Origin of the sequence: Faucicola mancuniensis (assembly GCF_046523945.1) — a bacterium.
GTDB lineage: Bacteria > Pseudomonadota > Gammaproteobacteria > Pseudomonadales > Moraxellaceae > Faucicola > Faucicola mancuniensis.
In genome coordinates this window covers 890,477-915,461 of record NZ_CP171363.1, presented here as the reverse complement: position 1 = coordinate 915,461, position 24,985 = coordinate 890,477, and the positions used below count along the sequence as shown (strand labels likewise).

Below are 24,985 nucleotides of genomic sequence, written 5' to 3'. Positions count from 1 at the left end.
AAACCGCCGATTTTATCAAAAACGACAAAATGCAACGGCTTTTTTGACAGTATAATTAGAATTGGTAACTTAATGTCATGCGATACGAGCGTGGGTCGCCATACGTCACCATAGACGCATTTGGTGATGTGCCAGAGTAGTAATCTTCATCGGTAACGTTTTGTACCATCATGCCCAGTCGCCATTTGTCCGCTTGATAACCTGCTTCTAAATCTAGCAAGTTATAGCTTGGCAAATCAATGCTCACAGCACCACGTTCGGCATGGTGTGCGTCTTCGTGGCGATACATACCGCCCACGTACCAGCCTTTTTGTGATGGGTCAAAGTAGTATTGAGTGCCTAGACTGTAGGTGTTTTTTGGTACATGGTTAATGCGTTGTCCGACACGGTAGTTTGATTTTGCGGTCGCTTTGATAACGTCTGCGGTCGGAATATAACTGTAACTTGCCGATACGTTCCATTGGTCGTTAAGCATGGCTTTGACTTCGGCTTCATAGCCTTTGGTATTTTGTTCGCCAACTGCGACATAATAATCGCCATTGCTTTCGGCAACATCTTTACGAGTCAAATCATAATAACTTAACGTGCCTTGAATGCGTTGGTCAAGGCTTTGTAATTTGACACCGACTTCAAACTGTTCGCCTGTTTCTGGGTCTAGGATACTGCCGTCTTGTCCTTTGTCCGTAGTTGGTAAAAATGACGTGGCGTAGCTCACATACGGAGCGACCATATTGTGCCAGTCATACATCACAGACGCATTGGCGGTAAAGGCGTTGTCTGAGTTTTTGGTGGTTAAACCTGTTCTTCGGCTGTCGCTTTGTACTTGTGACCAATCATAGCGACCGCCTACACTGACAAGCCATTGGCTATCGTCATCAAAGCCTTTGGTTCGCATGGTATTTTTGGCATACAGACCGACATATTGTAAATGGTTTAACGCATGATTGTTGTGCATGACTAAAGCCGATGTGCAGTTGTTATTTGCCGATTGTGGATTGTTCAAATCCATCGTGCCAAAGGTACAAGTATAAAACGCATAATCACTCCGCTCTCTAAACCCATCAACCCCAACCATCACATCATGACTGACATTGCCAGTATAAAAACTTTTATTCACATTGGTGTCCAATGACAAAATAGTATCTTGTTTTAACTGGTCATTGAGCTGTCTTCTCATCACCGAGCCTGTCATCGGTCTTGCAGTGTTTGCCAATACGGCTGAACCATCGGCTTCACGTTTGGTAAAAGCAAAGTTTTGTTTTAAATGCCAATCATTATCAAAATCATGATTTAGCTGATAACCCAAACGCACACTTTCATCATTCAAATAACGATTTGGGTCGCCAAAGAAAAAGTTACTTGGATAATTTTTATACACATTATTTTGGCTTGGCATGCCTTGCTGACGCACATATTTACTGGCTTGATAACTTGCCAACAACGTCATATCGGTTTTGTCATTGAGGTTAAAATGATAAGACGGTGCGATATAATAGTTTTTAAAATACACATCATTGGTTGGGTCGTCCGAGTCCGCCACACGCCCATTGATACGAAACGCCCCATCGGTGCTGTTATTTTTGGCATAATTGACATCAAAAGCCCCTTGGATAAAGCCATCACTACCAGCAGAAATGCTCACTTCCTGAAAACTATTGGCTTTGGGTTTTTTGGTGGTTAAATTCACCACACCTGCTGGCATTAACTGTCCAAATCCGACCGAATCAGGGCCTTTTACCACTTCCACCGACTCAAGTCCTGACACATCAAAACTGTTCAAAAAATTGGTAGAGGTTGCCGTACGCATACCGTCAATCATCACTTGCGAGTTTGCCAATTGTCCACGAATGACAAAATCGTCCCAACCCCGTCTGCCATACTGCCCTGTACTCACGCCCGCCACGCCTTTTAAGGCTTCGGATACGGTGGTGGCTTGTTTTTGCTTAAGCTGTTCTTCGGTAATCACCGACACAGATTTGGCAGTTTCAAATAACGAATCGTTAGACTTTAACAGATTGGGAGCAACGGTGGTAACGTAGTCTTTTTCGGCATCTGAGCGAGTGGCTTGGATAGAGATGGTGTCTAGCGTGGTGGTAGGTTCGGTGGTTGTTGTGGTATCATCTGCCAAAACCGACTGACTTGCCATACCCATCAACATCGGCACTAGGACTGCTAACGATTGTTTTTTCATAAAATGAGCCTTTTTGATTGACAAAAAAAAGCAACATGACCCCTTTGTTGAGGAATATCATATTGCTAAATGATAATGACTATTATTTTAAACTTTTTTGTTAAAAATTGCTATTTATTTTTAACAAATTGTTAATCAACACTTGTCAATTATCACACCATTTCCCCACGATACACCGCTTTGACAACATCACCAATGCAAGCAATGCCTTTGGCAAGCGTGTCATCATGTTGGGCGATACTCATGCGGATACATTCGTGGGCGTGGCGGTAGTTGGCGGTGTCTAGCCCCACAAAAAAATGTTCGCTTGGAATAATCAGCGTGCCTTTTTCTTTTAAAATTTGGTACAAACGCTGGGTGCTGATTGGCAAATCTTTGAACCAAATCCACAAAAATATCGCCCCTTCAGGCTTGTGAATTTTGACTTGGGGAAGGTCGGCAAAAGTTTGTTTTAACAAACCAATGGCAAAGGCAGATTGTTTGGCATAAAATGGGCGAATGTGATTGAGCGACAAGTCTTGAATTGTGTCATTTGCCAACAATGCCTTGACAATCGCACCGCCAAAACGTGTCGGTGCAAGGTTAATAATCGCATTAAGACTGCTAATCGCTTTAACAATCTCTGGGCGAGCCACGACAATGCCTGTCCGCACGCCTGCTAGACCGATTTTTGACAAACTAAAACATAGCACAATGTTATCATGCCACGTCAAAGTGGTGTCGGTGTGGATAATGTGTGGAAACGGCATACCATAGGCATTGTCAATAATCAGTGGAATTTGGTACTGTTGGGCGATTTTGTCAAGTTGTGCCATTTCGTCATCGGTCAGCACGTTGCCTGTCGGATTGGTCGGACGAGAGCAACAAATCGCCCCAATATCGCCATTTTGCAAGGCTGGCAAGCTGTTTAATTTGTCAAAATCCACTCGGTATTTAAAAAATCCTGTTTCACCATTATGGCTAACATCATCAATGGCAGGTTCAACCGCCACAAAATGCGAATCATCAACATGAGCGTCCGCATAGCCGATATACTCTGGGGCGAGTGGTAGCAAAATCGCCTTGTCATGCCCATCGGCATATTTTCCGCTAAACAGATTAAACAGATAAAAAAATGCATTTTGTGAGCCATTGGTTAAGGCGATATTTTCTCGTGTCAAACCCCAATCATAATTGCGATTAAAAAAATCCACCAAGGTATCAATAAACCCCACATCACCTTGCGGTGTGGCATAGTTGGCAACGCTGTCTAAGGCAATGTTGCGGTGCAAATCGTTTTCGCTTGCCACGATATTGTTTAGTATTTTTAAATATACTTCATTGACTTCTTTAATAAATGCAGGATTACCACCGCCTAGCATATTGGTCGGTTGGTCGCTTGCCAACGCATTGCCCAAGTCGTCCATCAACTGTAAAATACCACTGTTTTGGGTGAATTTTTCACCAAATTTTGAAAATTGCATACATTTGCCTTAATAAAAATAAAAATTTGCTGTTTTGTTAAAAATTGCCTATTATAACAAGGATTTTGGCAAAAAAGCGGATAATCTATGAAATCTTTGCGACCCGAGCGTCTGACCAGTTATAGCAACACATGGCAAACCACATCTATGGTAATGTTAATGGTGATGTTGTCGGTGAGTTTGACCTTGTGGTTTTTTTGGCGAAGTCTGTATTTGCCAGAACTCAAAAATCATGCCAATTATATCGCCAATCAGCTTGTCATGCTAGATAGGTTAAACCACGATTGGCAACACGAGCCAAAGGTTAAAGATTGGGTCATTCGCACATCGCACATTGATATTTTGACCGATACAACCGCTTTTCCAGAAGTAGAAGAAAAAACTTTTGTCGGTTTTTTTACCGATATCATGGCAGAACAAATCAGTACTGTGTTAAACCGCCCAACTATTGTGTATTTTAAGTTTAAACCTGTACCGATTTTGTACGTTCAAGACAGCAAACACCCCGAATTTTGGTTACAAGAACCTGTCAAATTTTACGCCCAATACAGCCCCACCACGATTTTGTTTTTTGTATTGGGTATTCCGATTTTTACGTTATTAACGATTATTTTTTTGGTAAGACAATTAAACCGTCCGTTAAAACGTTTGCAAAAAACCGCTTTGGATTATATTACGCTCGGTCACGCCAACCATTTGCCGACCAACGAAGGCTCAACCGAAATCCGCCAAGTAAACCTTGCATTTAATCGCCTGTTTCACAACCTAACCCAAACCCAAAAAGAACGCAACATCATGCTGGCGGGTATTTCCCATGATTTACGCACGCCTTTGACCCGTATGCGATTGACGGCGGAAATGTTGCCTGATGAGTTTTTAAAAGATGGTTTGGTCTATGATATTGAAGACATGGATGCGATTTTGGAGCAGTTTATTTCGTTTATGAAAGACGGCTCGGACGAAGCGGTGCGATTGACCGATTTACGTCCGATTGTGCGTGAGATTGTGGTGCAGTTTGCCCCTTTGCCATTTGAGTTGCAGATTGATGACGATTTGCCAAATATTGCCTTGCGTCCTTTGTCCATCAAGCGATTGATTGTAAATTTGGTGAACAATGCCAACCGTTATGGCGAACCACCGATTTTGATAAAAATTGGCGTGATTGATGAAACTGCTTTTCAAGATTATTTAACATTAGCCAAAAAAAGTCTGGAAAAACTCACCGAAACGGACAACACCGCCCAAGCAGTCATGAGTTTACAGCGTTATTTACAAATCAGCGTAAGCGATAAAGGCGAAGGCGTGGCAGAAGACCAATTAGACAGAATCATGCAACCCTTTGAACGTGGCGAAACGGCTCGTACCACGCAAGGCAGTGGACTTGGGCTTGCGATTGTGAGTCGTATCGCCCATTTGCACAACGGTATCGTCATCGCCCACAATCAAGAAAATACAGGGCTTGTGGTAACGGTGATGATACCTTTAGTGGAATAATGTTTGTAAAAAAACGTTTATTTTTTTGTACCAATCATCGGTGGCAACTCACTGGTAACGTTGGTTGCGGTTACAGGATTGGTTAAGCTTGCTTGAGCTTGAGCGAGACTTTGGTTGTCCGTAGCTTTGTGCAAAAATGTGTAATAACCAAATACGCCTGCATTTAACAGCAATAATGTCAAAAATATATAACGCATGATGTTTCCTTGATGGTTCAATGGTTAAAGATAAATCGTGGTTTAGTTTAACAAAATTTTTAACATTTGTTAACTTAAATTTTCCATTCCACAAAATTTTTTAACAGTTGCAAGCCTGCAGTGTGGCTTTTTTCTGGGTGAAATTGGGTGGCAAATAGATTGTCTTTGATAACGCTGGTACAAAAGTCCATGCCATAATGACAAGTCGCCGACACCACATCGCTATCAGATGGCTGACAATAATAACTATGCACAAAATAAAAATGCGTGTGGTCGCTGATGTTGTGCCAAAGTGGGTGGCTCAAGTCCATGCCAAAAACCGTGTTCCAGCCCATATGCGGTACTTTGAGTTTTTCGTGGTTTTCGGTCATGTTATCGTCAATTTTTTTAACATGACCATTTAAAATTTTTAAACAGTCCACACCGTCATTTTCGGCAGATGTTTCAAATAAAGCCTGCATACCGACACAAATTGCCATGATTGGCTTGTTAAACACAGCGGTTTTGACGACTTCATCAATGCCTGCGTCCGCCATACCCATCATGCAGTCTTTCATCGCACCGACCCCCGGAAAGACGATTTTATCGCAAGTGTTAATTTTTTTTGGGTCGTTTGTGATAATCACGTCTGCACCGACATTGGTGAGTGCTTTACCTGCGGAGTGTAGGTTTCCCATACCATAATCTAAAAGGGCGATTTTTGTCATGTTTTTCTCTTTTTGGGTTAATTGAAAATCAATAATTCGCCACTATATTACCTGTATTCTACAAAAATGCAAAGGATAAATATGGCAGAAAAGAACTATTATGACATATTGGGCGTGGATAAAAAAGCCAGCGAAGATGAGATTAAAAAAGCTTATCGCAAACTGGTGCGAAAACATCACCCCGATATCAGCAAAGACCCAGATGCAGACAAAAAAATGGGCGAGATTAACAACGCCTACGAAACCTTAAAAGACAGCCAAAAACGCAGTCAATACGATGCCATGCTGAACAATCCATTTATGGGGCAAGGTGGTTTTGGCGGTTTTAATGGGGGCGGATTTGGTGGCGGTGGCTTTAACAACGCCAGTAACGTGAGCCAAGAAGACCTTGAAGAAATTTTACGTCATTTTGGCGGTGGTAGTTTTGGCGGTGGTGGAGCAGGTTTTGGGCAAGGGCAATCTTTTGGTTTTGAAGACTTGTTTCAAGGTTTTGGCGGACGTAGCCAACAACAAGCCCAAAAAGGCGAAGACGAACACACCGAGATTGTGATTGATTTGCAAGCCAGTTATGATGGTGATACTCGCAAAATCACCATCAGTAGCCCTGTACAAACCATGTCTGGTGTGTCCTACGACAACAAAACCATACAAGTCAAAATCCCCAAAGGTATCAGCGAAGGACAAAAAATCCGCCTTGCCAAACAAGGTCAAGCCAATGCCTATGGCGACAATGGCGATTTGTATTTAACCGTGAAATTTAAAAACGATGACAAATACAAAATTGACGGCAAAAACGTAACCCAAATCGTCGATGTATCGCCTTGGGAAGCGGTATTTGGCGGTACGATTACAGTTACCACACCTGTCGGCAAAGTCAATGTGAACATTCCAAAAAATAGCAAAAACGGCACAAAACTGCGGTTAAAAGGCAAAGGCATTCCTGCAAAAGACGCAGGCGATTTATTTTTACAACTTAATATCGTATTGCCAAGCCTATCAACTGACGAAAGTCGTCAAAAAGAACAACAACAAGCATGGCGTTTTTTACAAGAAATGTATCACGACTTTAGCCCAGCTCGTTAAACTTGACCAAATAACTGTTTAAAATGGCTTAACGATGTTCCTTAAGCCATTTTTGCATAAACTGAATTTCGGGAATTTGGTTCATGATAATATCATCGGCAAGACCACGCACTTTTGGGTCTGTACCGTATTTTAACTCTACTTGTGCCATTGCCAACGCCCCTTTGTGATAAGGAAGCATAGTGTGGATAAATACCATATCCGCATCGTCTTGTAATGCACCGATGAGCATTTGTTCGTGCATTTGGTTGACACTGTTGGCAAATTCTTGTTGGATATTTTGTTGGTGAGGCTTTTGGGTTTTGGGCTGGTTGGGATAAATTTCTTTTAACCAATGCGTCATTAGCCAAATGTCATTTTCTTGGGTAGCGATGATGTCTTTGGCAAAATATTTTAAACTGTCATCATTGCCATAATCTAGCTGTAATTTAGCAAGGTTAATCGCCCCTTGACGGTGCAAAATCATATTTTTAACAAAGGCAACATCGGCATTATCATCAGCATTTAGCACAGGGTTGTTGTGATGCATGGTGTAGATATTGGCAAGATAGGCTTGTTGAAAATCTTCGCTCTCTGCACCATTTGGCAAAAATTCATCCACCGCATAATGCTCTAGCATGGCATCAAGATGTTCTGTTTTATAATCGCGTTTGGAATCTATTACTTGAGTCTCTGTCAGTTCATCTAAAATGACTGCTTGTGGTTCGCTATCAAGCGTTGCGGTAGAAGATACCAAACTATCATCAGCGACACTGGTGCTGGCGGGTGGTGCTATGGTTTCAAACTGGGTGGGAACAGACATATTTTGTTGTTCATTCACCACTTGGGTTTGTGGATTGTTTTTTTCTTTGGGTTGACAAGCACTCAAAAAAACACTGGCATTTCCCAAAAACACCAACGTGAGCCAAAAAGTTTTTTGCCCCAAGACTGGTTTTAATTGATAAAAAAAACGGTCGTACACTAAAAACATAGACAGACTCCTTGCCAGTGCGTAGTATAACCGAAAATTGTTGCAAAAATATTTATAAATTGTGTATATGGATATTTCCGAATTCTTACAAATTGGCTAAAATCATTGTTTAGTCAGACAAACTGACAAAAACTTTGACAAATTTATGCTAAAATAACCCAAACTATTCCAAACACAAGGCATGATTATGCAAAAATCCACAAAACTATTGGCAAGCGGTATGGCATTTGCCCTATTTTTAACAGGCTGTGCCAGCACGCCAACGCCACAATACGTTTCGCCAAACACATACCAAAGCTATGATTGCACCGCTTTGACCAGTGAATACAACCGCCTAACCCAATACATCAAAGCCAACCAAAACCGCTCATCAGGCATTAATATGTCAGGCGTTGGTATCGGTATCGCAGGTGGTCGTCATGGCATTTATCCAACGGTGAGTTTTGGGCTTGGCAAAGCCAACGCCAGTAAAAACAATAACTTAAGCATTGCAATGGGCAAGCGTGATGCCATCGTAATCGCACAGTCTGCTCGCATGAAAGAATGTGCTTTTGCACATGGCGTTAAATTATTTAGCGAAAAATAATTAATTTTTGAATATTGTTAAAAAATAAAAACCCATTATCAGCTTGACAATGGGTTTTTATTATGAATAATTTTTAACAAAATTATTTACCAATTTTGCGTTTTCCAGTAACGATTTCGTAAATAAACAACACGATAATCGCACCGACAACTGAGAGCGCCAAGCCTATAAAGCCACCGTTTGTCGCTAGACCTAACGCACTTGCCAAAAACCCACCAACGACCGCACCGACAATACCTAGCACAATCGTCATAATCCAGCCCATTGAGTCAGCACCCGGTTTGATAAAACGTGCCAATACGCCGATGATTAAACCAGAAATTAAAGAACCAATTAAAGCAAACATATGTTTTTCCTCTTAAAATAATAGTGAATTTTGATAAGCGTATTGTAGAAAAAAAATTGCTAAAATTAAAAGGTTGCTTTGTTAATTGTGTAGAAAAACTGTTCATCTTGACCCAAAATTGAGCAGTTTTTGTCAAATACTGTCAAAATAAGTAATTTTTGTAATAAATGCTTACATTAGCTTTTGCATGGCGGTGGAAATTGCCAAATTTTGTACATCATTTTGACCAATCCATGTCCAATTTTCTGCCAATGCCAAATCGTTTAACCGCTCGTTTAACGCCTTTTTTTGTTCGTCATTGATAACAATTGTTATAGGCGTTAAAAACCAATGAAAATGCGTCAAACTGTGTTTTATCATTTTTTCGCCAAAATATTGCGAAAAATCATGGCTGTTGATATGTGAGTGTTTGCTTAAAAATTCAAAAATCACCTGCTCTGCCAACGTATATTCATTGTCAAAATCGCTGTGAAAATCAGCAATAGTTTGATTTTGTTTGTTTTTTTTAACAAAAAATAACGGCAAACAATACAGTCCGCCCCAAATCCCATTATCAGGACGCTGTAACCACAAGGTTTTGCCATCGTTATCGGTCAAAAAAATCGCCAAAGAATACTTTGATGGGTTGGGCGATTTTTTGCTTTTAACAGGATAATCGGTCTGTCTGCCTTGAGATTTGGCAACGCAATCTTGCTCAATTGGACAAAAAAGACAATTGGGCTTTGACTTGGTGCAAACGGTCGCCCCCATGTCCATCATGGCTTGGGCGTATAGACCGCTATCGGTGGCGGGCGTTAAGCGTTCGGCTAACGCCCAAAGCGTCTTGGTGGTCGCTGTTTTGTTGATATCTGCGTCAATGCCCGCCCAACGAGTCAGCACCCGTTTGACATTGCCATCACAAATCACGCCTTTTTCTTGGGTGGCACGCACGCCCATCGCCACAATTGCCCCTGCGGTGGACTGTCCCACGCCTGCAATTGCCTGCCAATCTTGCACCGTTTGCGGAAAATCGCCTGTATCGGCGATAATCTGAGCCAACTGCTTTGCCCCTTTGTGCAAATTTCTGGCTCTAGCATAATACCCAAGTCCCGCCCAATGCTCGGCAACCTGCTCCCAGTCCGCATTTGCCAAATCTTGCACCGTTGGAAAACTTTGCATAAACCTTGTAAAATAGGGAATGACAGTGGTGACTTGGGTCTGCTGAAGCATGACTTCTGAAATCCAAACAGGGTAAGGATTTGGCATTGCCAACAAATGCTGTTGCCACGGCAAATCGTGTCTGCCATGTACGGCAAACCATGTCAAAATTCGCTGTGAAAAATCTGGTAAATCGGTATTGTTAGACGGCGAGTTCAAAAAATTGTCCCAATCTGATGAATAAGTTTGCTTTTATAACACAAAATTTGTTAAAATGTTAGAAAAATTTTGTTTTACGCTCGTAGCTCAACTGGATAGAGTACAGGTCTCCGAAGCCTGTGGCGTGGGTTCGAGTCCCGCCGAGCGTACCATTTTAAATGTATTAAAAAAAACCCTTTGACATCAATCAAAGGGTTTTCTTTTTAACCTATCAACTATTTAGCCACAACAAATTTCTCAATCTGCTCTCTCACCAAATCCGCTTTATTATCCAGCACGGTTACAAACTGCTCAAGGCTTTCAATATTTTCGGTGTGGGCAGGGCGTGGAATGTCAATTTGTCCAACAGCTTCATTAATCGTTTCGGCAAATTTGGCAGGCAAAGCCGTTTCCGCACAGACGATAATCTCACCATTTTTACGCACTTCACGAGCCACTTTTACACCATCTGCCGTGTGTGGGTCTAGCAAGTCATTATCGCTTTCATACACCGCTTTGATGGTCGCAATACGGTCGGCATGGGTCGATTTGCCCGATGTAAAGCCATATTTGCTGTGAATATCGCCCAAAAGCTCTGCCAAATCAAAGCCTTGACCGCTGTTTACGTCCGCCCAAAGTGCAGTTAATTTTTGCGTATCTTTGCCCACGAGCAAATACACAAAACGCTCAAAATTTGACGCTTTTGAGATGTCCATAGACGGACTTGACGTTACATAAGTCTTGTCAGCTGTGCGTGGGCGGTATTTGCCCGTTTGGAAAAAGTCATTTAACACGTCATTTTCGTTGGTCGCCACAATCAAACGGTCAATCGGCAAGCCCATTTCACGCGCGATATGCCCTGCACAAATGTTGCCAAAGTTACCAGACGGCACACAAAAACTCACCTTTTGGCTGTTATTTTCGGTGCTGGCAAAATAGCCTTTAAAATAGTACACGATTTGGGCAAGAATGCGTCCCCAGTTGATTGAATTGACCGTGCCAAGACTGTATTTTTCCTTGAAATCAGCGTCTTGTTGCAAGGCTTTGACTATGTCTTGGCAGTCGTCAAACATACCGTTAATGGCGATGTTGTGAATGTTTTTATCGGTCAAACTGTACATTTGAGCACGTTGAAATTCGCTCATTTTGCCGTGTGGCGACATCATAAACACTTCAATATTTTCTTTGCCACGCAAGGCATATTCCGCCGCCGAGCCTGTATCGCCTGACGTTGCACCGATAATCGTCAAGCGTTCATTTTTTTGTTTTAGCACATATTCAAAGGCGTTGCCCAAAAACTGCATTGCAATGTCTTTAAAGGCAAGGGTCGGGCCATTGGACAATTCAATGATTTTAATGCCGTCTTTTAGCTTACGAACAGGCGTGATGTCGGCTTTGCCAAAGGCTTCTACGGTATAAGTTTTGTCAATCAAGCCTTTTAAATCCGCCTTGTCAATGTCGGTGGCGAACAATTGCATAATCTCAAACGCCAAATCGGTGTAGCTTAATGTACGCCATTTAGTCAAAGTCGCATCGTCAATGTGCGGATAGGTTTCTGGGAGCATCAAACCGCCATCTGGGGCAAGTCCCATCAGTAAAACATCGCTAAATTGCATTTTTGGCGTGTTGCCACGCGTGCTGATATATTGCATAGGGTTTTCCTTTTAAAATTAAATAGTTAAAAAATTGTTTAAAATCATATGGTTAAAGTTAAATATTAAACAATCACCAATTCGCTATGACTGCCCAATCGCACCAATTCCAACACATTGTCATATTTTCTATATAACAAAATTAAATCTGGCTGAATATGACAATCTCGCAAATCTTGCAAATCACCTTTAAGTGGGTGGTCGTGATATTTTTGTGGCAATGGTTCGTCATTGAGCAATTTTGCAAAAACTTCCGCCCACGCAGGCGTTACCAATGCCAAATAATGCTTTTTACAATCTCGTTTAAATTGACTGGTTAGGTTAATCATTCTCATGATGTCTTGCTCAACGCCGTCATCATGTCTTCATAAGTGGCAAAATGCTCAACTTCGCCACGTCTTGCCGATTCAATCGCCTGTAGTGTTTCGGCATTTGGCACAAAATTTTTCATCACAATACTTTGATTTTGCTCATTAAAATGCTGTGTAGTTTGCAAGGCTTCTTTTCGCATACTTTGTAAAATAAATTGTTCAATACTACCGCCCATCTGTTTTACAGCTTGTAAAAGCAAACTTTCATCTTGTTGATTTAAATTTAACATTATCATTGTCATTATCGTTCCCCTATTTTAAACTTTTTGCAAAAGTGCATAATAAAAACCATCGCCATCATTTTCATTTAACGGCAAACATTGATAACCCACATCTCTTTTAATTTGATTTGGTAAATTTAGCGTAAAATCTATGACTTTTGCATCATCATTTTTTGCCAAAAAGCTGCCAATTTGCGTTTCATTCTCCGCCTTTAGCACCGAACAGGTAACATACAACAAAACGCCATTTTTTGCTAAGTTTTGCCAACAATTTGCCAAAATTTTTGCCTGCAAATCCACCGTTTGCATCACGTCATTTTGCGTTCTTAACAAGGCAATGTCTGGGTGTCTGCGGATTACGCCTGTTGCCGTGCAAGGTGCGTCAAGCACAATCACATCAAACGGCAGGGCGGTAAAAGTGGTCGCGTCATCGCACACTAGGCTAACATTATCGGCGGACAATTGCAATCGCTCAAGGTTTTGGCTCACTCGCTCAAGGCGTTTTTTGTCGTTGTCTAGGGCGGTGATTTTGTCGATGTTAAATTGTTCCACGTGGAACATATTTTTTTGGCTAAGTTCTAACAGATGAGCCAATTTTCCACCGGGGGCGGTACAAGCGTCAAGCACATTTAACGGCTTATCAAATGCCAAACTTGCCAAAAGATGAGCCGAAATTTGGGCGTGGCGGTCTTGCACACTCACCCAGCCATCGGCAAAATGCGGTAAGTCGCCAATTTTAACATTATCATTTAGCAAAATGGTTTGTTCATTTTTTACGCCAATATTGACAAGCTCAAAGCCAATGTCTTGATTTTTCAGCAATGTTGTATAATCATCAAGCGTGGTAAATTTGGCATTTATTCGCAAAAAAATCGGTGCGGATTGGCGTAAAGCCTGCCCCAACTCATCATAATATTCGCCCCAATCTTGCTTTAGCTCTTTGGCAAGCCAGTTGGGTAGGCTGTGATTTTTGGCGATTTTTTTGGCAAATTTGGCAGGATTTTTTTGCACTTTTCGCAAAATGGCGTTAATCAGCCCTGCCCCATAGCCTTTTTCTAGCTGTTTGACCGCTTCCACCGTGTCGTTAATGCTGGCGTAGTCTGGCGTGTCCATATACAAAAGTTGATACAAGCCAACATTCAGCCCTGCCCACACGCCCTTGTCGGTAACTTCTTTTTCAATAAGACTTTCACCGATACGGGAAAGCGCCCACCATTGACGCAGTGTACCAAGTAACAATTCGTGGACAAAGCCTTTGTCTTTGTCGCCCACATCTTGCAAAAGTGGGTCAAGTAGGCTTGCAAGTGATTGACCTTGTTGGATTTTTTCTAAAGTGAATATGACTTTGGCTCGGGTGTTTAACTTGCTCATTGAAAAACGTCCCCATCATTCAATTTATCCCCATTGGCAATTTGTTCAGCGGTTAAAGGTTTTCCGCCTGCCCATTGCATTTTGGTGATATTAATCAAATGCTGTATGCCGTCTTTATCTTTGCCACATGCTACCAAAATCGCATTTCGCCCAACGCTCACCACCGTTCCTGCCGTTTTTACGGTCGTTTGGTCAGCTTTAATCGGTTTACATTCTAAAATTTTAATGCGTTCGTTGGGATTTTTCTCAACGGATAAATAACTAAAAGCATTTAATGCACGAATTTGACGTTGAATGTTAAACGCATCATTTTGCCAATTAATTTCGCCTTCCCCTGTGGTGATTTTTTCGGCATAATTGGCTAAATCATCGTCTTGTTTTTTGGCTTTTGCTTGATAATTTTGCAAATCTTTTAACACAGTGATAATCGCTTGTCCGCCTAAATCCGCCAGTTTGTCGTGTATCGTTTGCGTGGTGTCGGTGTCGGTAATTGCACATTCAACCTTATACAGCATATCGCCTGTATCAAGCCCTTGTGCCATCTGCATAATGGTAATACCTGTTTTGTCGTCCCCTGCCAAAATCGCACGCTGAATGGGTGCTGCCCCACGCCAACGTGGTAGTAGCGAGCCGTGAATGTTGAGACAGCCAAAAGTAGGCGTATTTAGCACCCCAAGCGGTAAAATCAAACCATACGCCGCCACAATCATCACATCAGGCTGATAGTTTGCCAATGTTCCACGTGAAACATGACCGTTTTCTGATTTTAGGCTAAAACTCTCTGGCTGTTCCACAGGAATGTTGTGGGCGATTGCCAATTCTTTGACAGGCGAAGCGGTGAGTTTTTGTCCACGCCCTGCCTTGCGGTCTGGCTGAGTATAAACGGCAACGATGTCAATATTTAATTCGTTTTTTTGTTCAATTAAGGCTTGCAAGGCAACTTTGGCAAATTCTGGCGTACCTGCAAAAATAACTTTTAGAGGTTTATTCATAAATTTTCATCTTTTTTTGTTAATTTTCTGCTATTATAGTACGATTTGATAAAATAAAAAAATCAATTCGTGTTTTTTGGTATTTATGGTAACGTTTTGTGCATCATTCAATCTCAATTTTTCATCGTCCTGCCGCACAACGAAGTTTGACTAGGCTTTTTGTTATCATGCTTTGCTTGGTAATCAGCTGTTATGCTTTGTTATATTTGTATGCCAAAGATAGACAGACGGCTACCAGTGAGCTCTTTTTAAAAAATATTATCAGCAGTTTAAATAAAAATATCAATGAGCATAAAGGTTTTTTTAACAGACAATCTTTACACGCCCCTGCCATTGTGCAGTCGTATCAGTTGGTGCTGTTTGAGCCAAATGGCAATACGGTCAATATCAACAGTATTAATTCGGTGAGTACGTTTAAATTGCCGTCTTGGTCGGCTCGTTCTCATGATGTGCAGACGTTGCGTTATGGCAATGTTTTGGAGGCATGGCGACCGTTAGATGGCGGTTATCAACTTTATGTGTATATTGAGTTTGTGCCAATTTATCAAACTTTTCACAATCCTTTGTATTTGTTGCCCGTTTGGTTGTTTTTTTTGTTTTTGTCGCTACATTTAATCCAGTTGCAAAAACGTTATCACAGTTGGTATCAGTTGGTGGATTATAGCCAAAATTTTCACAAAATTGTGCAAGGCAATTATCAACCATTACACATTGACAACACAAATGAGCCTGAGTTGTTACAGCTGAGTCAGATTGTCAATCGCCTTTCTTTTAAAACCAGTCAGTATTTTGATGATATTCAACAGTTACTCTGCCGACAGCAACGTTTGATTGACAAGTCGCCCACGGCACTTTTTTTAATCAATCGTAAAGGGCGGTTGTTGTATTTTAATGAAAAATTTGCCCACACTTTTAGCACGCCTTTTGACAAAACGGTGGTGTATATGTTGCAAGATTTTATCGCAGGTGTGGACAAAGCGACACAGCAACTACTCACCCAAATCAACGAGCAATCGGCGTTTTTGACTTTGTCAGTAACGGATTTGCCACGCAATGATTTTTATGATTTGCGATTAAACCCTTTTTATAACAGTTTGGGGCAGTTACAAGGCTTTAGCGGTAGTTTGGGAGTCGTTACCAATTACCATCAACAATTGCAAAAAGCATGGGTGGGCGACCAACAAACCGCCGAAAAATTAGCAGGCTTTGACAAACTTTGGGCGGTTTTAGAGCATGAACTGCGTACACCGTTAAGCGGTATGATGGGTATGATTGAGCTGTTGGCAGAAGACAAAGCCGACTTTAACCAAGAACAACAAGACACCATCACCACCATTCAACAATCTAGCAAAACCATGCTAAGTTTGTTAAACGATATGCTGGACGTGGCAAAACTGGACGCTGGCAAACTACAACTCAACTTAAGTTCGGTAAATATTTTAAACCTACTCAACCAAGTAGCCGAGCTGATGATTGGCAACGCCAAACGCAACAACATCAGTCTATATATCTACACGCACCCAGACGTGCCACGCAACATTCAGACCGATGATGGACGTATGCGTCAGATTATTTTAAACCTGATGACCAATGCGATTAAATTTACCAAACAAGGCTATGTGGCGTTGTTGGTGGACAAAGTCAACAGCCAACACCCAGTCATTCAACACAAAAAATCTGGCGTGGAAAACTTGCCAACCGACTGGATAAAAATCACCGTCAAAGATACAGGTATCGGCATTGCCAAAAAAGAACAACAAAAACTGTTTTCGTATTTTAACCAAGCCAATGACTCCATTAGTCAACAGTTTGGTGGCACAGGATTGGGGCTTGCGATTTCAAACAATTTTTCGCAGTTACTTGGCGGGTTTATTCATCTTGAAAGTGAAGCGGGCAAAGGCAGCGAATTTCAGGTATTTTTACCAATCCTTGAAAACAGCGTTCAGCCTGTGTTTGACATCACATTGAACCATTTTCCGATTCTGTTAATCATCGTGTCGCCTTATGATATCGTGTATCGCAGCACCGAAATTTTAAACTTTATGAATGTGCATAGTGTGATTTTCACCACGCCAAACCAAGCGATGATAGACAGGGTAAATCGCCTTAATGTAGAAGGATTACAGCCGATTTTTGTGGTTGATGAATTGTCTTATATTGGCAACGAAAGCATTTTTTCTCAAATTGAACTGTTTAAAATCAGTCCAAAAATCATCATCAGCATGGAATCTGAGCGAACCATTAGCAAAGATATCATGATGAATTTTGACGAATTGGTGCAAAAACCGCCACCCTTATCCGATGTGTTTGCCAAAGTGATGAGCCTATGTGAAGAAAAAATCAACCCAAATCATGACAAACAATTAAGTGCTGAATTGGCATTTAAAAAATTTTTGCAAACCCATGAAGCAGTATTAGCACAAAATACCAACGTGTCCACTCCGAACGTTGACAACCATTTTTTAGAAGATTTGACCTTGCCAACCAGTGTGCCAATTGTTAACCAAAATAAACAAATTTTGGTCGCAGAAGACAACGCCACCAACCAAAAAATTGTTAAAAAACAACTAGAAGCGTTGGGCTACACTGCCATCATTGCCAACGATGGTAAAGAAGCCATCAAACTATTAAACGAACACCGTGCCGATATTGGACTGGTGTTAATGGATTGTCAAATGCCGATTATGGACGGCTTGACCGCCACTCGCCAAATTCGCCACAACAAAGACAGTATCGCCATCATCGCACTCACCGCCAACGATACCGATGCCGACCGTAACGAATGTAGCAAAGCAGGCATGGACGGTTTTATTACCAAACCGATTACCAAACAAAAACTTACCGAAATTTTGACAAGGTTTATGGTATAAAAAAAGGCAAATTGTGAAAATTTGCCTTTTTTGTTTGTCAATTTTTATTGGCTATTTTTTTGACTGCCCCAATCATAAATTTGTTGTTTATACGCCCAAATGATTAAAAACAAACCGACAAATACCATCGGCAAACTTAACATTTGACCTTTTGTAACCCAACCTAACAAAATAAAACCTTGGTCGGCATCAGGCTGACGGAAAAACTCAGTAATAAAACGAACCACACCATAACCCAACACAAACAGTCCAGTTACCGCCATGCGTGGACGTGGGCGACTGGCGAACCACCAAATTAAAACAAACAGCACAAGCCCTTCGCTAAACGCTTGATATAACTGCGATGGGTGGCGTGGCAACAGATTATATTCGCCAAATTTGACCGCCACGTTTGCCAAATTGGGGTTTTGTGCTAACAATTCGCTGTCCGCTTGCCAAGCTTGTGGAAATGCCATTAACCAATTATAACCGCCTTCAGACACACGTCCCCACAGCTCACCATTGATAAAATTGCCAATACGTCCAAACAAAAGTCCAGTTGGTACGCAAGGAATGATAAAATCTAGCACGTCAAACACCGCTTTTTTGTAACGGCGAGCAAACAACCACATCGCAACCGCCACGCCCAAAAAACCACCGTGAAACGACATACCGCCATCGGTGATTTTGAATAAATAAGCAGGATTTGCCAAAAATTCGCCAAATTGATAAAACAGCACATAGCCAATGCGACCGCCCAAAATCACGCCCATCGCCCCATAAAAAATCAAATCGGCGACCATGTCATTGTTCCAATCGGGGCGTTTTTTGGTGCGGTACAATGCCAACGCATACGCCATACCAAAACCTAACAAATACATCAAGCCATACCAATGGGCTTGCACAAAGCCTAAATCCAAGGCAACAGGGTTAAACTGTGGGTGAATTGTGGTCATAATCTTACCAATTTTTTAATTTTAAAAGATGTGTCAAAACAAATGAAAGTCGCCATTATAACGTTTTTTCTATCATCAATGCACGTTGATAAATAGCATTTTTTTTCGCCCCTGTGATATCAGCGACCAATTGCGATGCCTTTTTGACGGACAAATCTTGCAACAATCGCTTTAACAAAGCATCATGCTCGCCATCATCGTCATCAATTTTTTCAAAACCTGCCACGACTAGCACGATTTCGCCTTTTTGTTGGTTGCTATCATTTTCAACAAATGTTTTTAAATCGGCTAACGTACTTGGATAAATGGTTTCAAAGGTTTTGCTAATTTCACGGCACAGCGTAACTTTTCTATCACTGCCAAACACCACTATCATATCGCCCAAACACGCCAAAATGCGGTGCGGTGCTTCATAAAAAATTAAGGTTGCAGTGATATGTTTTAAACTGTTTAACTGGTTTTGGCGAGCGGTGGTTTTGGCGGGCAAAAATCCGACAAAATAAAACTGGTCAGACGGCAACCCAGCCACCGACAACGCCCCAATCACCGCACTTGCCCCAACCACAGGCGATACGCCAATTTTTTCATCATGACAGGCTTTTACCAAACGAAAACCGGGGTCGCTCACCAACGGCGTGCCAGCGTCCGAAATTAAAGCGATATGTTTGCCAGATTTTAACAGCTCAATGAGTTTGCCAGTTTGGCTGTCGGCATTGTGGTCGTGATAGGCGATGGTTTTGGTGCTGATGTTAAAATGATTGAGCAGTTTGCCTGATGTGCGAGTGTCTTCACAAGCGATGATATCCACGCTGTTTAGGCAGTCTATGGCGTGCGGTGTCATGTCGGACAAGTTGCCAATCGGCGTTGCGACAATGTATAATTTACCAAAATTTTGCATGATTTTTCCTTATTTTTTGTCAAATTGGTTTGATATCACCATGTTCCACGTGGAACAATTTGATATCATCTTGCCAAATTTCTTCGATTAATGGCACAATCTCATCGGACAAGCTGGTGATAAAAAGTTGCGAATTGACCTGTTTTAAACCTTTTAACAAAGTCACCAATGCCCCATTATCAAGCTCTGCGGTAATATCATCAAGCAATACCAACGGCAATTTATCCACCGCATTAAGCAAGGGCAACTGCGACAAACGTAACGCCATCATCAGCAGTTTTTTTTCACCACGAGATAGCATATCCACCGCAGGCAACGTGCGTTTTTGTTTTTGCCCTTGCTCATCAACTTGCACCAAATCCAGCACCACATTCATGTCAGCACGATGACAGCCCATGCGAGTATAGCCCATCTCCATATCCGCAGGCAACCGCTCCGCCAGTGTTTGTGCCAAACCAACACTCACATCAAAACCTGCACTATAACGCAAGCGTAATTTGTCGGCATATTGGGGCAAAAAACTGTTTAATTGTTCGTCAAAATGGCTTTGCCATTGTTGCAAAATTTTTTCACGAAATTGATGAATCATGGACGCATAATGGCTGATTTGGTTATCCCAAGCGGTGATTTCCTGTTGGTAAAATGGGGATAAGTTGGACGATTTTAACAAGCGATTGCGTTGTTTTAACAAATGTTGATAATTAACCCAATTGCTAAAAAAATCCTGTTCCACGTGGAACACGAGCCAATCCAAAATTTCTCTGCGAGATTGGCTACCGATTTCTAAGGCGTTTAGATTGTTTGGCTCAAATAAAATAGTCGGCAATAATTTGGTAATAGGGCTTTGCGTTGCCACCGTTTGCCCTTGATAACGCAGTTGGGTGCTGGCATCTTGGGATTTTTCTATGGCAACGGTTTCATCTTGGTGATTGATTGGGTTATGCAGTTTGGCAAAAACGGTGGTTTTGGCAAATCCGTGTGAAATGTAGTGTTTTGGCTGATGATGGCGAAAACTTTTACCACGAGATAACAGATAAATGCTTTCTAAAATAGACGTTTTACCACTACCGTTGTTGCCCAAAATCACATTGCAACGACTTGGGACAATATTGACTTGTGCCAAATTACGAAAATGATGAATATGAATTTCGTTAATTTTCATGGTCAAATAAGTCCCAAGTTTGCCAAAGTTATCCACCGCTTATCCATTTGTTGCAATGATCTAAATTCGCATTGGCATGATGACGTATTCATGAAAGCTGTCATTGACTTGGTGCAACAGCACCGAGCCGTTGGCTTGGCTCATGTTAAACTGAATGTCGCCTTGTAGCACGTTTAACACATCAATCAAATATGCCACGTTAAATGAGATTTCCATTGGTTCGCCATCGTATTTGATAAGCAGTTCTTCTTTGGCTTCGTCTTGTTCGGCGTTGCGTGCTTTGATTTCTAGGCTTTCTTGGTTTAAAAAATCAAACACCACGCCACGAGATTTTTCATGGCTTAACACCGCCACACGGCGTAATACATGAACCAGTTGTTCTTGATTAATGTGTGCCACTTTGCTGTGATTGCTTGGCATAACTCGGCGATAGTCGGGAAATTTCCCATCAATCAAGCGAGCGGTAAATGATACCAAAATCGGATTTTGCATTTGTCCATCACTCCCCACTTCACCAAATGGCAAAATGACTTGCAAAAATTCACGACCGACATTTAAGGTGATTTGATTGTCATGATTTGGCAATAATTTCTTTAATTCGCCTAATAAACGTTGTAATTCTAACACCGCTTTACGTGGCAAAATCGCACTTAACTCCACGTTATCCACATTGTCAATCAAGGTGCGAGCGAGTGCCAAACGGTGTCCATCGGTGGCAACGGTGGCAAGTTGGTTGTCTTTTAATTCAAACAACATTCCCGTCAAATAATGTCTCACATCTTGCACTGCCATGGCAAAATGGGTTGTTTCTAACAAATCGCTTAGATGCTCACGACCCACTTGCACAGGGGTGATTTGCTCAGGTTGTCCAAGCATGGGAAAGTCTTCTGCGGGCAATGTGCCAAGCTTAAATCGGCTTTTGCCACAGACGATATGGCATTGTGCATCGTCCGCCACGCTGATGGATACTTGATTGTCAGGCAACAGTTTGATGATGTCTTTAAATTTGCTGGCTGGGACGGTAGTTTGACCTGCTTGTTGGCAAGCCCCTGTTGGCAAATTGACGCTGGCTTGTAATTCCACTTCCAAATCTGAAGCAGTCAAAAGCAATTGATTGTCGGTCAAAACCATTTTTAAATTTGCCAAAACCGCCATATTATGACGTTTGTCCGCCGCTTTTGAAATCAAATTAATGGCGTTTAATAATATATCTCGTGAAATAAGTAACTGCATAACAACCTGACCTAGTTTAAGTTTGTAACATCAATTTTAACGAACGATAATCTTTGTCAAACATCGCATCTGTCAAACAAAGCTCTTGCACTTTTTCGCAAGCGTGCATGACGGTGGTGTGGTCTCGCCCACCAAACGACTGCCCAATTTCAATAAAACTGTGATTGGTTAATTCTCGTGCCAACGCCATCGCCACTTGTCTTGGACGGGCGATATGCCGAGAGCGTTTTTTCCCCATCAAATCTTTGATGGTAACATCATAAAACTCGGCAACCACTTTGCGAATATTGTCCATACTCACCGCTTGCACCCGAATGGCGACCACATCTTTGATTGCCATTTGTACCAACTCAAGCTGAACAGGCTGATTTAACAGACGTGCCATTGCCAGCACTTTGTTTAACGCCCCTTCAAGCTCACGCACGTTTGCCACGATGTGTTGTGCCATAAAAATCGCACAATCTTTTGGTAAAATCACGTTTTGGGTTTTGGCTTTTTTTTGTAAAATTTGGATACGGGTATCTAACTCTGGTGGCTCTAATGCCACCGACACACCACCTAACAGACGAGATTTGGTATATTCATCAAAATCAACCAACGCACTTGGGTGTCTATCTGATGCCAAAATCACCTGTTTGTTATTACCAATAAAATCATTGAATAAAACCACAAACTCTTCGCTACTTTTGCGTTTGCCTGCAATCACATGAATATCATCAATGATTAACAAATCTACCTTTTTAATTTTGTCCTTAAACTCATCAATCTGTCCACGCTGAAGGGCATTGACCAAATGACTGATAAATTTATCCGAACTAAAATAATAAAAATTTTTGTTTTGCTTTACCACTTCATGAGCAACTGCCTGCATCAAATGCGTCTTACCCAAACCTGTTGAACCATACAAAAATAACGGATTATTTTTGGAATTGCCTAAATGATTTGCCGTTTCTTTGCACAAGCTATACGCAATCTGATTGGCACGCCCTGTCACAAACTGCTCAAAGGTAAAACCTGCGTCCAGATTTTGAAATGACTGTAATTTCTCTGCCTTGCTATTATTTTTTGGCGTGGTATTGTCCGAAAAACCTGTATTATCCGATGCCGCACTCGTTAGGGTAGGGGATTTATCCACCCGTACTTTCACCTGTATATTTGTGTCAGGCTCAGCTTGTTGCACCAACGACTCAATCACCCCCAAATAATTTTTTTCAATAAAACTTGCAAAATAATCATTGGGTGCAGTAATCTGCAACTCATTGTTTTGTTCGTGGGCGGATAGCGGACGAATCCACATTGTAAAAATATTATCAGGCAATTGGTGTTTTAACTCATCAACACAATGTTGCCATAAGCTACTGACCATGAACATCACCTTTCTTCAAAAAATTCGTGCATACTTTACCACAAATATTTAAAATACAAAAGTTTTTTATTGTGGAAAACTATGTGGAAAACTATGTGGATAAATTAAAACAACCTATTTATCCATAATTTAACAACATATTATCTACATACTTATCAATACTGCAACTAATTGTTTTTGTTTAAAAAAACAAACTTATCCACCAAAAAACAACCGCTTAATAATAATAATAGATTTATATATATAATTAATATTAAGAAAAATTTTTTTGTGGATAACTTTAAACAATCCAATAAAATCCTTTTGCAAAAAACAGTTTAAATCAATACAAAATATCGTATTTAATAATAAAAACTTTAAGTCAAAATGGATTAATTACTTGACTTATCTATCTAAAATATAGATAATATTGGACTAACTATTTTTTGATTACCAAATGTTAACCGCTCTTTCGGTTAAACATACATTTAGCCAAAGGTGAACTATCATGAAACGTACATTCCAACCTAGCGTCATTAAACGTAAACGTACTCACGGTTTCCGTGCTCGTATGGCAACTAAAAACGGTCGTCAAGTATTGGCTCGTCGCCGTGCAAAAGGTCGTCATCGTTTAACTGTATAATGGTTAATTAAACTGTTATTCAGTTATTGTCTTGTTGATGATAAATTAAAAGTGATGTAAGTAATTATATCACTTTTTTTGTGCTTAAATTTTGAGATACGATATGATAAGCAATTTTGCGTTTGGCAAATCACACCGTTTGTTAAAAGCTGATGATTTTAAGGCTGTTTTTGACCAAACCAGTTTTAAGGTACATCAACCCAATTTGTTGTTTTTTGTCAAAAAAAGTGAGCTTAATGATAGCCGTTTGGGTTTGGCAATTACCAAAAAAAAGGTAAAACGAGCGAATGAACGTAACCGTTTAAAACGCCTTGTGCGTGAAAATTTTCGTTTGTTTCAACACGATTTTTTGATGCCTGTTGATGTGGTGGTGATTGTCAAACAAGATATTAAACTTGTGTCCAATATGGTGTTACATGAGCAAATTGAAGCAGGTTTTTTACAAATAAATATTCAGTTACAAAAAAGGTTTATGAGCCTTAACAACGTTTGATAGATGAATTTTGATAAATTTTTAGCAAAAATTTTATTGGCTTTGGTGCGTTTTTATCGTTATGTGATTAGCCCATTGTTGCCTGCTCGTTGTCGTTTTTATCCAACTTGTTCTAGTTATGCGTTGGAAGCATTGCAGTTGCATGGCGGTTGGCGTGGCGGTTGGTTGGCTGTTCGGCGGATTTGTCGTTGTCACCCGTTTGGCGGTAGTGGTGTGGATTTTGTGCCTTTGCCTTGGTATCGTTATGATTATGTATATGTGGCAAGCCTACCTGTGGGCTATGGGGTTTTTGCGGTTCGGCGATAATTTGACTGGCTAAGTGATAAAACATATCTTTTTTTGGATTTTTTTAGTAAAATATTCGGTTTTAACAACAAAACAAGTATTTTTATTTTGCGGTAACGTGCCATTTTGATAAATGGCGATA

General features: G+C 41.0%; 24 protein-coding genes and 1 tRNA gene. 8 read left to right on the top strand and 17 right to left on the bottom strand.

The window, feature by feature from the left end; translation table 11 throughout:
- Positions 1–55: 55 nt before the first annotated feature.
- Positions 56–2,191 (bottom strand): TonB-dependent siderophore receptor, encoded by a 2,136-nt coding sequence (locus ACGTJS_RS04665; RefSeq protein ID WP_410472964.1) that lies wholly within the window; start codon positions 2,189–2,191, stop codon positions 56–58.
- A 152-nt stretch (positions 2,192–2,343) separates the two neighbouring features.
- Entirely contained in the window at positions 2,344–3,654 is a 1,311-nt protein-coding gene (locus ACGTJS_RS04660) for a valine--pyruvate transaminase (protein WP_315041736.1), read from the bottom strand.
- 87 nt (positions 3,655–3,741) lie between these two features.
- Here ACGTJS_RS04660 and ACGTJS_RS04655 point away from each other — a divergent pair, with 87 nt between their 5' ends.
- Complete coding sequence (locus ACGTJS_RS04655) at positions 3,742–5,148, top strand: ATP-binding protein (RefSeq protein WP_315041735.1); 1,407 nt, start codon at positions 3,742–3,744, stop codon at positions 5,146–5,148.
- A gap of 17 nt (positions 5,149–5,165) precedes the next feature.
- Here the strand turns inward: ACGTJS_RS04655 and ACGTJS_RS04650 are convergent, their stop codons facing one another.
- Positions 5,166–5,345 carry a hypothetical protein gene (locus ACGTJS_RS04650; protein ID WP_410472963.1) on the bottom strand — a complete coding sequence of 60 codons (180 nt, stop codon included), beginning with the start codon at positions 5,343–5,345 and terminating at the stop codon, positions 5,166–5,168.
- 74 nt (positions 5,346–5,419) lie between these two features.
- Entirely contained in the window at positions 5,420–6,052 is a 633-nt protein-coding gene (hisH, locus tag ACGTJS_RS04645; RefSeq protein WP_410472962.1) for an imidazole glycerol phosphate synthase subunit HisH, read from the bottom strand.
- 81 nt (positions 6,053–6,133) lie between these two features.
- Between hisH and ACGTJS_RS04640 the strand changes: the two genes are divergently transcribed.
- Entirely contained in the window at positions 6,134–7,135 is a 1,002-nt protein-coding gene (locus ACGTJS_RS04640) for a DnaJ C-terminal domain-containing protein (protein ID WP_410472961.1), read from the top strand.
- 28 nt (positions 7,136–7,163) lie between these two features.
- Here ACGTJS_RS04640 and ACGTJS_RS04635 read toward each other — a convergent pair whose 3' ends face one another.
- Complete coding sequence (locus ACGTJS_RS04635) at positions 7,164–8,105, bottom strand: DUF305 domain-containing protein (protein ID WP_410472960.1); 942 nt, start codon at positions 8,103–8,105, stop codon at positions 7,164–7,166.
- Positions 8,106–8,292: 187 nt separating this feature from the next.
- Between ACGTJS_RS04635 and ACGTJS_RS04630 the strand changes: the two genes are divergently transcribed.
- On the top strand, positions 8,293–8,691 hold the full coding sequence (locus tag ACGTJS_RS04630) for a hypothetical protein (RefSeq protein ID WP_315041728.1): 399 nt from the start codon (positions 8,293–8,295) through the stop codon (positions 8,689–8,691).
- A gap of 82 nt (positions 8,692–8,773) precedes the next feature.
- On the opposite strand, the gene ACGTJS_RS04625 is transcribed toward ACGTJS_RS04630, so the two are convergent.
- The gene (locus tag ACGTJS_RS04625) at positions 8,774–9,037 is read right to left on the bottom strand and encodes a GlsB/YeaQ/YmgE family stress response membrane protein (protein ID WP_315041726.1); all 264 of its coding nucleotides are present in this window, start codon (positions 9,035–9,037) and stop codon (positions 8,774–8,776) included.
- A gap of 171 nt (positions 9,038–9,208) precedes the next feature.
- Complete coding sequence (gene mutY, locus ACGTJS_RS04620) at positions 9,209–10,393, bottom strand: A/G-specific adenine glycosylase (RefSeq protein ID WP_410472959.1); 1,185 nt, start codon at positions 10,391–10,393, stop codon at positions 9,209–9,211.
- A 76-nt stretch (positions 10,394–10,469) separates the two neighbouring features.
- Between mutY and ACGTJS_RS04615 the strand changes: the two genes are divergently transcribed.
- A tRNA-Arg gene (locus ACGTJS_RS04615) sits at positions 10,470–10,545 on the top strand.
- Between the two features lie 63 nt (positions 10,546–10,608).
- Here ACGTJS_RS04615 and thrC read toward each other — a convergent pair.
- The 5 genes from thrC to fmt form a co-directional block, all read right to left on the bottom strand.
- Positions 10,609–12,024: a threonine synthase gene (thrC, locus tag ACGTJS_RS04610; protein ID WP_410472958.1), complete on the bottom strand. Its 1,416-nt coding sequence runs from the start codon at positions 12,022–12,024 to the stop codon at positions 10,609–10,611.
- 65 nt (positions 12,025–12,089) lie between these two features.
- A complete protein-coding gene (locus ACGTJS_RS04605) occupies positions 12,090–12,359 on the bottom strand; it encodes a type II toxin-antitoxin system YafQ family toxin (RefSeq protein WP_410472957.1) in 270 nt (89 codons plus the stop codon).
- A complete protein-coding gene (locus ACGTJS_RS04600) occupies positions 12,356–12,637 on the bottom strand; it encodes a hypothetical protein (protein ID WP_410472956.1) in 282 nt (93 codons plus the stop codon). Before ACGTJS_RS04600 ends, ACGTJS_RS04605 begins: the two co-directional genes overlap by 4 nt.
- 15 nt (positions 12,638–12,652) lie before the next feature.
- Entirely contained in the window at positions 12,653–13,987 is a 1,335-nt protein-coding gene (gene rsmB / locus ACGTJS_RS04595) for a 16S rRNA (cytosine(967)-C(5))-methyltransferase RsmB (RefSeq protein ID WP_410472955.1), read from the bottom strand.
- Positions 13,984–14,979, bottom strand: a complete 996-nt coding sequence (gene fmt / locus ACGTJS_RS04590; protein WP_410472954.1) for a methionyl-tRNA formyltransferase — start codon at positions 14,977–14,979, stop codon at positions 13,984–13,986. Before fmt ends, rsmB begins: the two co-directional genes overlap by 4 nt.
- A gap of 167 nt (positions 14,980–15,146) precedes the next feature.
- Here fmt and ACGTJS_RS04585 point away from each other — a divergent pair, with 167 nt between their 5' ends.
- Complete coding sequence (locus ACGTJS_RS04585) at positions 15,147–17,849, top strand: response regulator (RefSeq protein ID WP_410472953.1); 2,703 nt, start codon at positions 15,147–15,149, stop codon at positions 17,847–17,849.
- 44 nt (positions 17,850–17,893) lie between these two features.
- On the opposite strand, the gene lgt is transcribed toward ACGTJS_RS04585, so the two are convergent.
- From lgt to dnaA, 5 genes are read right to left on the bottom strand one after another with little or no spacing between them, the layout of a single operon-like run.
- Positions 17,894–18,784 carry a prolipoprotein diacylglyceryl transferase gene (lgt, locus tag ACGTJS_RS04580; RefSeq protein ID WP_410472952.1) on the bottom strand — a complete coding sequence of 297 codons (891 nt, stop codon included), beginning with the start codon at positions 18,782–18,784 and terminating at the stop codon, positions 17,894–17,896.
- A 55-nt stretch (positions 18,785–18,839) separates the two neighbouring features.
- Positions 18,840–19,682, bottom strand: a complete 843-nt coding sequence (rsmI, locus tag ACGTJS_RS04575) for a 16S rRNA (cytidine(1402)-2'-O)-methyltransferase (protein ID WP_410472951.1) — start codon at positions 19,680–19,682, stop codon at positions 18,840–18,842.
- A 19-nt stretch (positions 19,683–19,701) separates the two neighbouring features.
- Positions 19,702–20,880: a DNA replication/repair protein RecF gene (recF, locus tag ACGTJS_RS04570; RefSeq protein ID WP_410472950.1), complete on the bottom strand. Its 1,179-nt coding sequence runs from the start codon at positions 20,878–20,880 to the stop codon at positions 19,702–19,704.
- Between the two features lie 24 nt (positions 20,881–20,904).
- On the bottom strand, positions 20,905–22,077 hold the full coding sequence (dnaN, locus tag ACGTJS_RS04565) for a DNA polymerase III subunit beta (RefSeq protein WP_410472949.1): 1,173 nt from the start codon (positions 22,075–22,077) through the stop codon (positions 20,905–20,907).
- A gap of 16 nt (positions 22,078–22,093) precedes the next feature.
- Entirely contained in the window at positions 22,094–23,449 is a 1,356-nt protein-coding gene (dnaA, locus tag ACGTJS_RS04560) for a chromosomal replication initiator protein DnaA (protein ID WP_410472948.1), read from the bottom strand.
- A gap of 481 nt (positions 23,450–23,930) precedes the next feature.
- Here dnaA and rpmH point away from each other — a divergent pair, with 481 nt between their 5' ends.
- The 3 genes from rpmH (at position 23,931) to yidD (ending at position 24,864) form a co-directional block, all read left to right on the top strand.
- The gene (gene rpmH, locus ACGTJS_RS04555; protein WP_050326012.1) at positions 23,931–24,065 is read left to right on the top strand and encodes a 50S ribosomal protein L34; all 135 of its coding nucleotides are present in this window, start codon (positions 23,931–23,933) and stop codon (positions 24,063–24,065) included.
- A gap of 103 nt (positions 24,066–24,168) precedes the next feature.
- A complete protein-coding gene (rnpA, locus tag ACGTJS_RS04550) occupies positions 24,169–24,558 on the top strand; it encodes a ribonuclease P protein component (protein WP_315041706.1) in 390 nt (129 codons plus the stop codon).
- Between the two features lie 3 nt (positions 24,559–24,561).
- A complete protein-coding gene (yidD, locus tag ACGTJS_RS04545; RefSeq protein WP_315041704.1) occupies positions 24,562–24,864 on the top strand; it encodes a membrane protein insertion efficiency factor YidD in 303 nt (100 codons plus the stop codon).
- The last annotated feature ends 121 nt before the right edge of the window (positions 24,865–24,985 follow it).